Here is a 14822-nt window from a genome sequence, read left to right on the forward strand (position 1 = left end):
AAACCTTTTTCCGCCATGAAACCCCTTTCCCTGCTTTACAGCCTGTTCTGTCTGTGCCTGCTGGCCGTGCTCGGCTGGCAGCTGCCGCAGGGCGGGCGCATCCAAACCGACCTTTCCGCCCTGCTGCCGGCCGAGGCGGGGGCCGATGCCGTTTGGCAAGCCGCCGATGCCGCCAACCGCCGCCTGCTCAACGGGCAGATTGTGCTGCTGGTGGGCGCGGAAGAGGCCGACACCGCTTTCCGCGCGGCCGAAGAGACGGCGCAGCGCTGGCGGCGAAGCGGCCTGTTCAGCCGCATCGACGCCGCCGTCACACCCGATTTGGCCGCCCTGCGCCAATCGGCGCAAACCCTGGGTTTGGCCACCCTGCCGCCGGAACAGGTACGGCAGCTGTATCACGCGCCGCAGCAGTATTTCCAACAGCGTGCCGAAGCGGCGGCCAATCCGTTTTCAGGTAGCCTGTTGCCGCTGGAAGACGACTGGCTGGGCTTCGGCCGTTATCTGCACGAAAAACAAGGCGCGGCCAAGCTGCAATGGCAGCCGGAAAACGGCTGGCTCTACACCGAGCACGAGGGCAAAACCTGGGTGTGGCTGCGGGCGAAACTGCCCGAACAGCAGGCCGCCGCCGGCCTGCCCGGCCTGCTGCCGTTGTTGGCCGACAGCCGCCGCGCCGCCGCCGCGCAGCAAGCCGAGCTCATCGCCGCCGGCGGCGCCCTGTTTGCCGCCGAAGCCAAAGCAAAGGCCGAGCGCGAAAGCAGCCTGATGTCGGCCTTCGGCCTCACGCTCACCTTCGCGCTGCTTTGGTGGGTGTTCCGCAGCGGCCGCATCCTGCTGCTGTTTCTGCCGCTGGCCGCCGGCCTGCTCACGGGCTTGGCCGCCGCGCTGGCCGTATTCGGCCAAGTACACATCCTCACCTTGGTCATCGGCACCAGCCTGGTGGGCGTGTTGGTGGATTTCCCTCTCCATTGGCTGGCGCCTTCCCTGTTCCGCCGGCCGTGGCAGCCCGCCGCAGCCATGCGCCATGTGCTGCCCACCTTCCTCATCGGTCTCGCCATCACGGTATCCGGCTATGTGCTGCTGTGGTTTACCCCGCTGCCGGTGTTGCGCCAAACCGCCGTGTTCTCCGCCGCCGCCCTGTTGGGCGCCTTCGCCGCCACCGTGCTGTGGCTGCCCGCGCTGTTTGGCCGCTACACGCCCCGACCCGGCGCCTTCGCCCGTATCATCCGTGCGCTGGCCGAGCGTCTGCCGAATGTTTCAGGTAGCCTCAAACTGCCCGCCGTGCTGTTGCTGCTTGCCCTGGCCGCCGGCATCGCCCGCAGCAATTGGGCCGACGACATCCGCCATTGGACCTCCGCCCCGCCCGAGCTGCTCGCAGACACCCGCCGCGTGGCCGAACTGAGCGGCATAGAAAGCAGCGGCCAGTTTGTGCTGCTTCAGGCCGACTCGCCCGACCGCCTGCTGGAAGCCGACCGCACCCTGTTGGCCGAATGGGAGCGCCAAGGCGTGTTTGCGCGTGGCGACCTGGCCTCCGTGCAATCGCTCAGCCAATGGCTGCTGCCCGAAAACGAGCAGCGCGCGCTCAAACAGCGCCTGCGCGAGCTGGCCGGGCTACCTGAAAGCCACGCCCCGTTGCAAGCGCTGGGCGTACCGGAAGCCCTCATCCGCCAGGCCCTGCTGCAAGCCGCCGAACAGCCAACCGTCAGCCTGGCCGACAGCCTGCAAGACGACAGCGCCGAAGCCTGGCGCACCCTCTATCTGGGGCAGGTCGACAATCAATACGCCGCCGTCATGCGGCTCAACGGCATCCGCCATCCCGACGCCCTGCGCGCCGCGCTCGACACCGACTGCCATGGCAAGATCGTCTGCCGCCGTTGGGCCGACCAACGCCAACAGCTCAACCGGCAATTCCATGCCACCCGTAATCAGGCCGCCTGGCTCAAACTGGTCTCTTTTGTGCTGGCCTGGCTGGTGCTGTGGCGGCTGTTCGGCCTCAAGCGCAGTAGCCTGATATTGGCCGTGCCCTCGGCCGCCGCCGCCGCCTGCGTGGGCCTGCTCGGCTGGCTCGGCGTCCCCGTCAGCCTGTTTGCCATGTTCGGCTTGCTGCTCACCGCCGCCATCGGTGTGGATTATGCCGTGTATGCCCTCACCGCCCGCGAACCGCGCGCCGCCCGCATCGGCGGCATCGTGCTCGCCGCCCTCACCACCGGCCTTTCCTTCACCCTGCTCGCCTTCAGCAGCACCCCCGCCGTGGCCGCCTTCGGCCTCACCGTGGCCGCCGGCTGTGCCTTCAACTGCCTGGCGGCCGTGTGGCTGACACGCCATCCCGCGGCCTGATGCGGCCACAGCGTTCGGCTACCTGAAAGCCGTCAATCAACAGCACTGACATCACTCACGCCCAGCCCTTCTGCTTCTTCGGCTGATGCCTCCAATTTCGGGTATAATCGCGAACCTTTCCCATTTACACTCCTTTACTTTCCGAAAGCCGTTGATTATGTCCCGCTCTTCCCATACCAACCTGCTGCCGCTGGAATGGCGCGCCAGCAGTTCCCTGGCCGGCGTGTACGCCCTGCGTATGCTGGGCATGTTTTTGGTGCTGCCCGTATTGGCGTTGCATGCCGTGGCGCTCGGCGGCAGCAAAGCCGACGGCGGCATGGCGATTGCCGCCTACGGTCTCACCCAAGCCCTGCTGCAACTGCCGCTGGGCATTGCTTCCGACCGCTTCGGCCGTAAGAAAGTGATTTATCTCGGTTTGGCCGTATTCGCCGCCGGCAGCCTGATTGCCGCCGCGGCCGACAACGTGACCCTGCTCATCATCGGCCGCGCCATTCAAGGCGCCGGCGCCGTGAGCGCCGCTGTTACCGCCCTATTGGCCGACCTTACCCGCGAAGAAGTGCGCACCCGCGCCATGGCCTCGGTGGGCCTCACCATCGGGCTGACCTTTGCCGCCAGCATGGTGTTGTCGCCGGTTTTGACCCGCTACATCGGCGTGGGCGGCCTGTTTGCCCTCACCGGCATTCTCAGCTTGGTGGCGATTGCCGTCGTGGCTTGGGTCACGCCCACCCCCACGCACAGCAAAACGCGGGAAGACGCCGACGCCCAGCCTTCCCGCATCAGCGAAGTGGTGGCCAACAGCCAGCTGATGCGCCTCAATTTCGGCATCTTCGCCCTGCAGGGCGTGATGATGGCGGTATTCGCCAGCCTGCCCTTCGCGCTGGAACAACTGGGCATGCCGAAAGAAAGCCAGTGGCAGGTGTATCTGCCGGCCGTGCTGCTGGGCTTGGTGCTGATGGTGCCGGCCATCATCATCGGCGAAACCCGCGGCAAGCTGAAAAGCGTGTTTGTGCTCGGTATCCTCTTTATCGCCCTTGCCCTATGCGGCCTGTATTGGGGCATCCATTCGCTGTTGGCCATCGGCGTGGCGCTGGTGGTGTACTTCATCGGCTTCAATATTCTGGAAGCCAGCCTGCCTTCCATCGTGTCGAAAATCGCACCCGGCGATTTGAAAGGCACCGCCATGGGCGTGTACAACACCGCCCAATCCATCGGCGTGTTCGTGGGCGGAGCGGTCGGCGGCCGCCTCTACCAGCACTACGGCTTCGGCGGCATGTTTGCCTTTTCACTGGGCCTGACCCTGCTGTGGCTCTTGGTGGCCGCCACCGCACCCGCACCCGAAGCGGTGAAAAATGTTATGATGGCCGTCCACTCGCGCTGGCGCGGCCGCGAAAACGAGCTGGCCGACATCCTCATGCAGCAACACGGTGCCACCGCCGCCAGCTTCAGCGCCGACAAAACCACCCTCTATCTCAAAGTGCGCCGAGGCTTCGATGAGGCCGCCGCCCAACAAATGATTTCAGGAGCAGATTCCCATGTTGAATAAAGTCACCCTCATCGGCAACCTCGGCCGCGACCCCGAAGTGCGCTACATGCCCAACGGCGAAGCCGTCTGCAACTTCTCCATCGCCACCAGCGAAAGCTGGACCGACCGCAACAGCGGCCAGCGCCAAGAGCGCACCGAATGGCACAACATCACCATGTACCGCCGTCTGGCCGAAATCGCCGGTCAATATCTGAGAAAAGGCAGCCAAGTGTATATCGAAGGCCGCATCCAAAGCCGCAAATACACCGGCAAAGACGGCATCGAACGCACCGCCTACGACATCATCGCCAACGAAATGAAAATGCTGGGCAGCCGCGGCAGCGGCGGCAGTCAATACGATGACGGCGGCTACCAAGGCGCACCGGCACAAGGCGGCCATTATGCCCCGCCCGCCCACCACGCCCCCGCGGCTCCGGCTTACGACGCTCCGCCCGCCTACGGCAACGAACCGCCGCCCGCTCCCCGCCGCCAAGCCGCCCCGCCTGCCGTCCCCACCCCGATAGACGATATTGACGACGATATTCCGTTCTGAATGACATAAGCGTTCACGAAAGATAAAGCCTTTTGGATGTGTACACACCCAAAAGGCTTTTTCGTTTGATATAAGTTCATCAAAAACTTCTTGGAAACTGTTGGCCATTCATCACGGCAGCCAAATAACGATGCCGCCCCGGTGCCTTCATCATCGTCACCGGCTGAGACCTTTGCAAAACCCTCAGATGTGGATGCAGTTCAAGGCGTAGCAGCACAGCGAGTGTGAACGCCAGAAATCCCTGTGGGACAGACATATCACACGATAGGCAAGCGAGCGAGCAGTACCCCGAGGGCATAAACGCACAACGCAGAAATGCGCCGCAGATGGGGGTTTTGCAAAGGTCTCCGGCTGTTACATCGGCATACTGGTGCATCTTGATGTGGCTACCGTCAATGACGGAGCCCAATATCAGCGCATGCGCCGCGCGCCATCTTTTCCTTCGGCAGCTGTTTAGAGCAACTTCGACTAAAAACGTTACATAATAGGTTTTTTCTGGCAGCCGGAGCATGAGATGCGCGCCTATTCGCAAGACCTGCGAGATCGAGTACTGGGAGCGCTGGAGCGCGGAGAGCGCCCCAGCGCCATTGCCCGTCGTTATGAAGTCAGCCGCATGTGGGTATATCGGGTGCGTGATCGCTTCGAAAAAGAAGGCGAGCGCAGCAGCAGGCAGCAAGGCGGCAAGCGCATCTCCCGACTGGCGCCAGTAGAGGGCATGATCCGCGACTGGATCAAGGCCGATCCCGATCTGACCTTGGTGCAAATGTGCGAGCGTTTGGGCGAGCATGGCATCAGCATCAAACCCTCGGCCTTGTGGCACCAGCTCAACAAATGGCGGCTGAGCTTCAAAAAAAACGCTGCACGCCAGCGAGCAGGAACGTGAAGACGTGCAGCAGGCACGGGCGAGCTGGATACAGCAGCAGGCCCGGCTCGATGCCAGGCGCCTGGTATTTCTGGACGAGACCTGGAGCAGCACCTGCATGACGCCGCTGCGCGGGCGCGCCCCGCGCGGTCAACGCTGCGTGGCCAGCGCCCCGCATGGGCACTGGAAGACCAGCACCTTCATTGCCGCCTTGCGCTGTGATGCACTGACGGCCCCCATGGTGACCGATGGCCCCATCAATGGCGCCGTGTTTCTGGCGTGGGTCAAAACCTTTCGGTGCCCGACACTTCGCCCTGGCGACATCGTCATTGCCGACAACCTCTCCAGCCACAAAGTGGCGGGCGTGCGAGAAGCCATCGAAGGCGTGGGCGCCAGCATTCGCTATCTGCCGCCGTACTCGCCGGATTTGAACCCCATCGAGAAGCTGTTTGCCAAGTTCAAGGCGCTGCTGCGCAGGGCGGGCGAGCGCACGGTGGGTGCGCTGTGGCAGCGCATGGGGCAGCTGGTTGATTTGTTCTCGGCTCAAGAGTGTGCCAATTACTTCAAATCAGCTGGGTATGTAATGAATTAAATCGAAATTGCTCTAGCCTTTTTCAGCAAGCGAATACCGAAATATCCGGCCGTCCGGTGCTATAATGCGCCCTTTGCCGTGCCGGCCGCTGCTGCCGCACGCCACCGATTGTCCAACGCTGCCCAACGCAGCCTCTGCCTACATGAGCCGAAAACCGTCTTCCCCCGCCGCAGCCAAAAAGCGTGCCGCCAAAGCCGCGCCGGCCAAACCCAAACTCGACACCGGCGGCAAAGCCAAACCCGTGGTGGCGCCTTCCGATGCCGTCAATCTGCTGGCCGACGTGATGTGGCTGTTGGTGCTGCTCATCACCGTTTGTACCGCCCTGGCTTTGGCCAGCTTCAGCATGAGCGATCCGGCCTGGTCGCGCAGCATTCCCGAAACCGCCGTCCCGCATAATCTGGCCGGGCTGCTCGGCGCCTATACCGCCGACATCGCCTATTACCTGTTCGGCCTTTCGGTGTGGTGGCTGCTGCCCGCCGCCTTGGTTTGGCTCTACCGCAATTTCCGCACGGTCAAGCAAAACAGCGACAAACCCTACAACCCCTTACTCGGCCTGGCCGGTAGCGCGCTGCTGCTGTTCGGCAGTCCGCTTTTGGAGGCCGCCGTTTGGTCGGCAGAGCTGAAACACAGCCTGCCGGTGGGTGCCGGCGGGCTGATGGGCCAATCGCTGGGCAGCGGATTCACCCGCCTGCTGGGCGTTTCAGGTAGCCTGTTGGTGCTGCTGGCGCTGATTGTGGCCGGTCTGTCGCTGTTGCTGCAAGTTTCCTGGCTGACCCTGCTGGAAAAAGCCGGCGCGCAGGCGGAATGGCTGTGGTACCGCTTAATCCGTAAACCGCACCGCTTTATCAAAGACATCCCCAACGCCAAATTCACCCGCCGCATGGTGCGTAACGCGCAAAACATCACCGCGGAAAAAGTGGAAACCGTAACCGGCGCCAGCAGCAACCGCAAATCGATTGCCGTCCAGCTCGGCAACGATGTCTCTGCACCGCCAAGCAGCGAGCCTACCACCGCACCGGCACGCCAGAAAGACCTGTTCGACGACAAACCCGCCGCCGAAGAAGGCGGCTACTGCCTGCCCGACATCCAACTGCTGTCGCAAGCCGTCGGCAGCAAACCGGAAATTGATCCCGAAGCCCTGCAACGCATGGCCGAACGGATTGAAGCCAAATTGGCGGAGTTCGGCATCCGTGTGGAAGTGGTAAGCGCCATTTCCGGCCCGGTGATTACCCGCTTCGAAATCGAGCCGGCGCAAGGCGTAAAAGGCAGCCAGATTACCAACCTGGCCAAAGATTTGGCCCGCTCTTTGTCGATGCAGTCGGTGCGCGTGGTGGAAACCATTCCCGGCAAAAACACCATGGGCATCGAAGTGCCGAACGAAAAACGGCAGGAAGTGCTGCTGCGCGAAATCCTGTCGTCCCCCGTGTTTAGCGAAGCCCAATCCAAGCTTACCGTGGCCTTGGGCAAAGACATCGCCGGCCAGCCGGTGGTGGCCGATCTGGCCAAAATGCCGCACCTGCTGGTGGGCGGCATGACCGGCTCGGGCAAATCGGTGGGCGTCAACGCCATGATCATGTCCATCCTCTATAAAGCCGCGCCCGACGAAGTGCGCTTCATCATGATCGACCCCAAAATGCTGGAATTGTCGGTGTATGCCGACATCCCCCACCTGCTCTGTCCGGTGGTGACCGATATGCGCGAGGCCGGCCAGGCGCTGAACTGGTGCGTGGCGGAAATGGAAAAGCGCTACCGCCTGCTGGCCCATGTCGGCGTGCGCAATCTGGAGGGCTTCAATACCCAGGTGGCCGAAGCCAAGCAGGCGGGCAAACCGCTGCCCAACCCCTTCAGCCTCAACCCGGACCAACCCGAACCTTTGGAAAAACTGCCCTATATCGTGGTGGTAATCGACGAATTGGCCGACCTGATGATGGTGGAGCGCAAAGCGGTGGAAACCCAAATCGCCCGCTTGGCGCAAAAAGCACGCGCCGCCGGCATCCACCTGATTGTGGCCACCCAACGCCCCAGCGTGGATGTGGTAACCGGCCTCATCAAGGCCAATATTCCCACCCGCATGGCCTTTACCGTGCAAAGCCGCATCGACAGCCGCACCATTCTCGACCAAATGGGCGCGGAAGACCTGCTCAAATACGGCGACCTGCTCTTCCTGCAGCCGGGCAATGCCGACCCCACCCGCCTGCAGGGCGCTTTTGTCAGCGACCACGAAGTGCACGAAGTGGCGGCTTTTGCCAAACGCCAACAGCCGGCCGATTATGTCGAAGGCCTGCTCAGCGGCGAAGCGGCGCAGGAAACCGTGAATGCGGTCAACCCCAATGCCAACAGCGACGAAATGTTCGACCAGGCCGTAGCCTTCGTGCTCGAGTCGCGCAAAACCTCGATTTCCTCGCTGCAACGCCAGCTGCGCATCGGCTACAACCGCGCCGCCAATCTGATGCAGGCGCTGGAAGACGCCGGCGTGGTGTCGCCGCCCGACGTCGGCGGCAGCCGCAAAATTCTGGCACAACAGGATCATGCATAAGCCACCGTTTAGAAACCATTTTTCAGGTAGCCCTCAGCCCAAGGATCACACCGCATGGAACTCAAAATCCCCCCGCTTTTACTGGTGGTGCTAAGCGCCGCCCTGATGTACGGCCTCAGCCGCCTGCCGGCCGGTCATGCCTGGCAAGCATCGTGGTGGCTGCCCCTGCTGCCGGCGGCCGCCGGCTTGGCGGTGGCGGGCACCGCCGCTGCCACCTTCCGCCGCCGGCGCACCACGCTCAGCCCGCTTCAACCGCAGCAAACCCAAGCCTTAGTCAGCCACGGCATCTTCCGTTACAGCCGCAACCCCATGTATTTGGGCATGGCGCTGCTCTTGGCCAGCTGGGGTATTTACCTGGGCAGCCTGCCCGCACTGGCCGGCATTCCGCTGTTTGTGCTGTATCTCAACCGCTTCCAAATCCGCCCGGAAGAGCGCTTTCTTACTGAAAAGTTCGGCGACAGCTACCGCGCCTACTGCCGGCAAACCCGCCGCTGGCTATAAAATCCGAAACAGGCTACCTGAAACCGCTTTCAGGTAGCCTGCAGCGACCACTCCCAAGGAAACAATATGCCCGCCTTCCTGCCCGAACCGCCCTTGTCTGCCAAACAACAACACGGCACCGCCGTACTGCTGATCAACCTCGGCACTCCCGAAGCGCCCACCGCCGAGGCCGTGCGCCCCTATCTGCGCGAGTTTCTGTCCGACCAACGTGTGGTCGAATTGCCCAAACTGTTGTGGCAGCCGATTTTGCGCGGTTTCGTCTTGCCTTTCCGCCCGCGCAAAAGCGCCCACGCCTACCGCCAAATCTGGCAGCAGGAAGGTTCGCCGCTGGCCGTATTCACCGCCCGTCAAGCCCAAGCCCTGCAACAAGCGCTGCCCGACGTGAGCGTGCGCTTTGCCATGACTTACGGCCGCCCGTCGGTGGCCGACACCTTAGCCGAACTGAAAGCGCAAGGCGTCGGCCGCCTGCTGGTCTTACCGCTTTATCCGCAATACGCCGCCAGCAGCAGCGGTGCCGCCATGGACAAAGTATTGAAGGTCTTGCTCAAACAGCGCAACCAACTGAGCCTGCGCACCGTCAGCCGCTACTACGACCACCCCGCCTACATCCGGGCGATGCAAACCCATATCGAGGCCTACTGGCGGCAACACGGGCGCGGGAAAAAATTGATGCTGAGTTTCCACGGCATTCCCGAGTCCGCCCATATTCAGGGCGATCCCTACCCCGACGAATGCCGCCACACCGCCCGCCTGCTGGCCGAAGCCCTGCAACTGAACGAAGAGGACTATCTGGTGGCCTTCCAGAGCCAATTCGGCCGCAACCGCTGGATCGGCCCCTCCACCCAACAGCTGTTGGACGAGCTGCCCAAACAGCAGACAGACGAACTCGACGTTTTCTGCCCCGGTTTTCTGAGCGACTGCTTGGAAACCCTGGAAGAAATCGCCATTGCCGGCCGCGAGCAATTCCACGCCGCCGGCGGCAAAACCTACCGCTTCATTCCCTGTCTCAACGACAGCCCCGCCTGTACCGAAATGCTGGCGGCCCTGGCCGGCGAAAACCTGCACGGCTGGCGCTGAAGCCAACACGGCAAAACAGGCGTTTCCTCCTGGCGGAAACGCCTGTTTTTCATGGTGCTGACACAAGCAAACCCTGAAATGCCTCAGTCAGAATAACGGTAAGTAAACACCAAACGGGCGCCCACCCTGCTCAGCGCTCCGTCAGTTTGGGCGGATGCTGTTGCGCCACTTCGTGCGGATTCAGGCGGGCATGGTCTTCCTGCCCCAAGTCCACCAGTTTGCGCAGGCGGGTCATGTATTGGTTGACGTCCAAACCTCGGCCGTGGCGCTGGGCTTCCCAAATGGTTTCCGCCAGTGCGTCCATCATATCGTGTTCGGCCTTGACCCAATCGCCGCTGTATTTGCCTTGCAATTTTTCATGGATGGCGCGGATGCCCTGCGGCTGGTCGATGCCGCTTTGCTCCTGAATCGAAAGATGCAGCGACAAATGCAAGAAGGGATTGGTTTCGCCCTGTTCCGGCGTCCAAGTGTGGTCGAGGTAGCGCTCGATGTTGTCCAAATAATGATGGTATTCGGGATGGGCTTCGATGATGCGCAGGGCTTTCTGCTGCAAGGCGTCCAGCTGCAGCGGTGAGAGGCGGTGTTGCCAGACATGGGCAAAAAAGCGGCGCACGTCTTGGGTGTTCACGTCATACATTTCAGGTAGCCTTATTGGTAGCGTTTGCCTTGGTGTTCCAGCCAGCCGTGGGCATGGCGGCCGGCCGGGTCGCGGTGGGTCCAATGGATTACCCCGCCCTGCGGGTTGTATTCGTATTCGCCGTAGAAGCCGACGCGCTCGCCGCGCTGCAAACGGGGAATCCGCGGTGCGAGATCGATGTTGTGGGCCACCAAGACGGTGTGGCCGTTATCCAGCTCCAGAATAAAACGCTGGTGGCGCGAACCTTTGTTGTCGTCCGGCAGCGTGCGTTTCACCCGCCCGCTGCCGGCCACCTGCACATCGCTTTGCTGCTCGGCAAAGGCGCGCGCGATGATGTCGGCACCGGCTTCAGCTTCAGCAGACAGCGGCGCCTGCGGCCGGCCCAGAGAAATACGCTGTATTTCCTCCGAGCGCCAGCCGAACTGCTGGCTCAGAATGCCGCCGGCCACCATGACCAGCAACACAAAAAGAAGGGAAGGCTTTTTCATCAACACATCCGCCATGCCTTTGCGCGGCGGGCTTCAGGCTACCTGAAACCCGCCGCAACGGCATCAGAATAATTGTCTGCTTGTGCGGTTCAAATGGAAACCGCGGCCGCTTGCGTTTTCACAGCGCACGCCGTTTTCCGCCACCAGACAGCGCCAGTCTCTGCCCTGCACGGTTTGCCCGTACGCCAATACACCGGCATCCGGGTTGTAAGGCAAATCGCCATGGCACAAACCGCTTCGTTTTGCCGCGCCCCTGCTGCCCAGTTCAACAGTTGGCGTCCAATCCAAATCACAGCTTGCCGGGCGGCCGGAAGCCGCCTGGCTGTGCTGCACGGCCAGGCAGGAAACCGCTGCGCGGTTTTGCCAGGACGTGCAATAGATGTTGCGGCTGGGGCTTAAAAATTCGATTTCTCTTCCAGACGCCCCCGAATCGGCGTGCAGCGGGCCGGACAGCGCCAATAAAGACAGAGCCAAACCCGGCAAGTATTGTTTCAACATCGCTTGATTCCTTTCCTTTCTCAGGTGTCATCAAAAGCAGAGACTGAGACCTTTGCAAAATCTCCAGATGTGGATGCAGTTCAAGGCGTAGCAGCGCAGCGAACGCAGACATATCATACAGATAGGCAAGTGAGCGAGCAGCGCACAACGCAGAAATGCGCCGCAGATGGGGGTTTTGCAAAGGTCTCAGGCTACCTGAAAGCCGGAAGGGTTTTCAGGTAGCCTCTGCCGCTTATGTTTCCCGCACCGACGTGCGCTCAGGCAACAACAGGTTCAACACAATCGCCAAGATGGCGCACAAACCGACGCCGGCAAAGCTGAGGCCGCCGAATTTCATTTCCATGCCGCCCACGCCGATGGTCAGCACCGAACTGACAATCACCAAATTCTTCGGCTGCATCAAATCCACTTTGGCATCGATCAGGGTTTTCAGGCCCAAAGAAGCGATGGTGCCGAACAGCAAAATCATCACCCCGCCCATCACCGGCAGCGGAATCGAAGCCAGAAAGGCATTGAATTTGCCGAAAAACGCCATGCCGATGGCAAACGCCGCCGCCCAAGTCATGATGAACGGATTGCTGTTTTTGGTGAGCATGACCGCACCGGTTACTTCGCCATAAGTCGTCACCGGCGGGCCGCCGATCAAACCGGCCGCGCACACGCCCAAGCCGTCGCCCGCCAGCGTGCGGTGCAGGCCGGGGTCGGCCGCGTAATCTTTGCCGGTCACCTTACCGATGGCCATTACGCCGCCGATGTGCTCGATGGCCGGCGCAATGGCCACCGGCAGCATAAACAGCGCGGCCTGCCAATGCACTTCGGGCGCGTGGAAGTCAGGCACCGCAAACCACGGCGCCGCCGCGATTTTTGCCGTGTCCACCAAACCCATGGCCAGTGCCGCCACATAACCGGCCGCCACACCGATGAGAATGGGGATCAGCTTCATCATTTTGCTGCCGAACACCGCCACCATCACGGTGACCGCAAAAGTGAAGCCCGACAACAGCAAGGCTTGGCCGTAGTCCACCACCTGCGCATCGCCGGCGCGGCCCATCGCCATATTGCTGGCCACCACCGCCACCGACAAACCGATCACCATGATGACCGGCCCAATCACCACCGCCGGCAGCAAACGGTGTACTGCGCCCAATCCGCGCCACTTCACCAAGGCGGCGAACACGAAATACATAAAACCGGCGGCAAACAGGCCGAACATGGTCGGGCCCATGCCCCATTCGCCCATGGCATAAATAATCGGCGCGATGAAAGCAAAAGAAGAGCCGAGGAAAATCGGCACTTTAAATCCGGTCAGGGCTTGAAACAGCAGGGTGCCGATGCCGGCTCCCAACAGGGCCATGGCGGGATTGAGGCCGGTCAGCAAGGGCACCACACCATGGCGCCGAAAGCCACAAACAAAATCTGCGCGCCGGCAACGGCGGTTTTCAATGTCTGCATGATGCATTTTTCCTAGAAGCAAACGGTACGGATTATAGCGGCGAATAGTGCGCTTTCATACCAAACCGAAACTGTACATTCTCAAGCAATAAACAAAATCGCGCCCCTCCGTTTGCTAGCGGAGAGGCACGAATCAGAAGCCGGCTACGGAATTACTCCAACTCACCCGCTTTGCGCTTAGCAATAAAATCTTTGGTTTCCGCCACAATCACACCGGACAGCAACAGCAAAGCAATCAAGTTGGGCGCCGCCATCAAACCGTTGAAGGTATCGGCAATGTTCCACACCAGTTTGACACCGGCTTGGTCTCCGGCCTGATCACCGGTTTGCACCGCCAAACAGCCCAGCAATACGGTCATCACATAAATGAAACGGTAGAACGGCACCATGCGGTCGCCCATCAGATAGGAGGCGCATTTCTCACCGTAATAACACCAGCCCAAAATGGTGGAGTAGGCAAAGAAAATCAGGCCCACGGTCACAATCATGCCCCCTTCGCCGGGCAACATATTGTTGAAGGTGTTGACGGTCAGCGGGGCGCCGCCCACCACTTCGGTCAGATACGCACCGGTGCTGGCATCGATGGCGTTCATTTTCAACAGGCCCATCACCAATACGATACCAGTGATGCTGCACACCACGATGGTATCGAGGAAAGTGCCGGTCATGGACACCAGCGCCTGACGTACAGGGTGGTCGGTTTTGGCAGCGGCAGCGGCAATCGGAGCCGAACCCATACCGGCTTCGTTCGAGAACACGCCGCGGGCCACGCCGTAACGGATCATCGAGCCGATGGTACCGCCGGCAACAGCACTGGCGCTGAAGGCATCGGTCAGGATGATTTTCACCGCCGGCACCACCAGCTCAAGATTGAGCAGGATGATAGTCAGGCCGCCCAACACATAGCCAATGGCCATTAAAGGAACAATCAAGGAAGAAGCGGTGGAAATCCATTTGATGCCGCCCAACACCACAATACCGGTCAGCAGGGTCAGGATGAGGCCGGTCACCAAGGGATCGACTTGAAAGCTGTGATAGACCGCGTCGGCAACCGAGTTGGACTGCACAGAGCTGCCGATGCCGAAAGAAGCCAACACGGCAAACAGGGCAAACATCACGGCCAGCCATTTTTGCTTCAGGCCTTTTTCGATGTAATACATCGGGCCGCCGGACATTTCGCCTTTGCTGTTCACTTCACGGTATTTCACCGCCAAGACGCCCTCACCGTATTTGGTGGCCATGCCGACCAAAGCGGTCATCCACATCCAAAATACCGCGCCCGGGCCGCCCAAAGCCACAGCGGTGGCCACGCCGGCGATGTTACCGGTACCGATGGTGGCAGACAGCGCGGTCATCAGCGCGCCGAAATGGGACACGTCGCCGGCCGGCTCGCTGCCGTCGGCATTTCTTTTGTGCGGCATAAACGCCTGTTTGAGCGCATAAGGCAGCATACGGAACTGCAGCAAACCCAAACGCACGGTCAGCAGCAGGCCGGTGCCCACCAGCAGGGCCAGCATATAAGGCCCCCAGACCAGACCGCCGATGTCGCCGACAATCTTGTCCAGAGACTGGATCCAAGTCATTTCTTGTCCATCCATTTCTGTCGTCCTTTATTTATGAAAATCAGTTGATTGAATTGACATGCTCGGCCATTCTCCGAACAAAGACAGGCCGCATTTCAGCACAAAGCGTTAAAATATGCAAGCGAGTGTTAATCATAAAGCATCCCCCTTCCTCACCCATAAGGATAATTCTGCTGCCGCCTGCCGAGAC

Annotated in this window: 11 protein-coding genes and 3 pseudogenes; 7 read left to right on the forward strand and 7 right to left on the reverse strand. The window is 61.1% G+C overall.

The annotated features are described in order from the left end of the window. The first annotated feature begins 15 nt into the window (after positions 1–15). From H3L94_RS06130 to H3L94_RS06140, 3 genes are all read left to right on the forward strand, one after another. Positions 16–2331: an MMPL family transporter gene (locus tag H3L94_RS06130; protein ID WP_182121297.1), complete on the forward strand. Its 2316-nt coding sequence runs from the start codon at positions 16–18 to the stop codon at positions 2329–2331. A gap of 85 nt (positions 2332–2416) precedes the next feature. Continuing rightward, positions 2417–3874, forward strand: coding sequence for an MFS transporter (locus H3L94_RS06135; RefSeq protein WP_280525467.1), 1458 nt, complete (start codon positions 2417–2419; stop codon positions 3872–3874). After that, positions 3864–4406, forward strand: a complete 543-nt coding sequence (locus H3L94_RS06140; protein WP_182121298.1) for a single-stranded DNA-binding protein — start codon at positions 3864–3866, stop codon at positions 4404–4406. The genes H3L94_RS06135 and H3L94_RS06140 overlap by 11 nt, the downstream gene beginning before the upstream one ends. Before the next feature lie 79 nt (positions 4407–4485). Here the strand turns inward: H3L94_RS06140 and H3L94_RS12435 are convergent. Further along, positions 4486–4747, reverse strand: a pseudogene (locus H3L94_RS12435) (hypothetical protein). 173 nt (positions 4748–4920) lie between these two features. Between H3L94_RS12435 and H3L94_RS13005 the strand changes: the two are divergent. From H3L94_RS13005 to hemH, 4 genes are all read left to right on the forward strand, one after another. After that, positions 4921–5860 (forward strand): IS630 family transposase gene (locus H3L94_RS13005; RefSeq protein ID WP_182121299.1). Its coding sequence is split into 2 segments (ribosomal slippage): positions 4921–5253 and positions 5255–5860, totalling 939 coding nucleotides; the frame shifts between segments, so codons are not numbered across the junction. A gap of 142 nt (positions 5861–6002) precedes the next feature. After that, positions 6003–8396 carry a DNA translocase FtsK gene (locus H3L94_RS06150; RefSeq protein WP_425325938.1) on the forward strand — a complete coding sequence of 798 codons (2394 nt, stop codon included), beginning with the start codon at positions 6003–6005 and terminating at the stop codon, positions 8394–8396. A gap of 54 nt (positions 8397–8450) precedes the next feature. Next, entirely contained in the window at positions 8451–8897 is a 447-nt protein-coding gene (locus tag H3L94_RS06155; protein ID WP_009117924.1) for a methyltransferase family protein, read from the forward strand. Positions 8898–8963: 66 nt separating this feature from the next. Further along, the gene (gene hemH, locus H3L94_RS06160) at positions 8964–9974 is read left to right on the forward strand and encodes a ferrochelatase (RefSeq protein ID WP_182121300.1); all 1011 of its coding nucleotides are present in this window, start codon (positions 8964–8966) and stop codon (positions 9972–9974) included. 130 nt (positions 9975–10104) lie between these two features. Here the strand turns inward: hemH and H3L94_RS06165 are convergent, their stop codons facing one another. From H3L94_RS06165 to H3L94_RS06185, 6 genes and pseudogenes are all read right to left on the reverse strand, one after another. Beyond that, a complete protein-coding gene (locus H3L94_RS06165) occupies positions 10105–10611 on the reverse strand; it encodes a DUF1841 family protein (protein ID WP_182121301.1) in 507 nt (168 codons plus the stop codon). 11 nt (positions 10612–10622) lie between these two features. Continuing rightward, a complete protein-coding gene (locus H3L94_RS06170; protein WP_244958718.1) occupies positions 10623–11099 on the reverse strand; it encodes a DUF3465 domain-containing protein in 477 nt (158 codons plus the stop codon). 63 nt (positions 11100–11162) lie between these two features. Next, the gene (locus H3L94_RS06175; protein ID WP_182121303.1) at positions 11163–11597 is read right to left on the reverse strand and encodes a DUF6636 domain-containing protein; all 435 of its coding nucleotides are present in this window, start codon (positions 11595–11597) and stop codon (positions 11163–11165) included. Between the two features lie 40 nt (positions 11598–11637). Further along, positions 11638–11778, reverse strand: a pseudogene (locus H3L94_RS12440) (signal peptidase); the annotation flags it as partial. 51 nt (positions 11779–11829) lie between these two features. Then, positions 11830–13049 (reverse strand): annotated as a pseudogene (locus tag H3L94_RS06180) (uracil-xanthine permease family protein). Between the two features lie 152 nt (positions 13050–13201). Further along, positions 13202–14632, reverse strand: coding sequence for an alanine/glycine:cation symporter family protein (locus H3L94_RS06185; RefSeq protein WP_483406971.1), 1431 nt, complete (start codon positions 14630–14632; stop codon positions 13202–13204). Between the last annotated feature and the right edge of the window lie 190 nt (positions 14633–14822).

Source organism: Neisseria shayeganii (assembly GCF_014054965.1).
Lineage (GTDB): Bacteria > Pseudomonadota > Gammaproteobacteria > Burkholderiales > Neisseriaceae > Eikenella > Eikenella shayeganii.

Bases quoted from the DNA above. Each gene is read 5' to 3' on its own strand.
- H3L94_RS06130 (WP_182121297.1), top strand. From the start codon at position 16: ATGAAACCCCTTTCCCTGCTTTACAGCCTGTTCTGTCTGTGCCTGCTG.
- H3L94_RS06135 (WP_280525467.1), top strand. From the start codon at position 2,417: ATGCCTCCAATTTCGGGTATAATCGCGAACCTTTCCCATTTACACTCC.
- H3L94_RS06140 (WP_182121298.1), top strand. From the start codon at position 3,864: ATGTTGAATAAAGTCACCCTCATCGGCAACCTCGGCCGCGACCCCGAA.
- H3L94_RS06150 (WP_425325938.1), top strand. From the start codon at position 6,003: ATGAGCCGAAAACCGTCTTCCCCCGCCGCAGCCAAAAAGCGTGCCGCC.
- H3L94_RS06155 (WP_009117924.1), top strand. From the start codon at position 8,451: ATGGAACTCAAAATCCCCCCGCTTTTACTGGTGGTGCTAAGCGCCGCC.
- hemH (WP_182121300.1), top strand. From the start codon at position 8,964: ATGCCCGCCTTCCTGCCCGAACCGCCCTTGTCTGCCAAACAACAACAC.
- H3L94_RS06165 (WP_182121301.1), bottom strand. From the start codon at position 10,611: ATGTATGACGTGAACACCCAAGACGTGCGCCGCTTTTTTGCCCATGTC.
- H3L94_RS06170 (WP_244958718.1), bottom strand. From the start codon at position 11,099: ATGAAAAAGCCTTCCCTTCTTTTTGTGTTGCTGGTCATGGTGGCCGGC.
- H3L94_RS06175 (WP_182121303.1), bottom strand. From the start codon at position 11,597: ATGTTGAAACAATACTTGCCGGGTTTGGCTCTGTCTTTATTGGCGCTG.
- H3L94_RS06185 (WP_483406971.1), bottom strand. From the start codon at position 14,632: ATGACTTGGATCCAGTCTCTGGACAAGATTGTCGGCGACATCGGCGGT.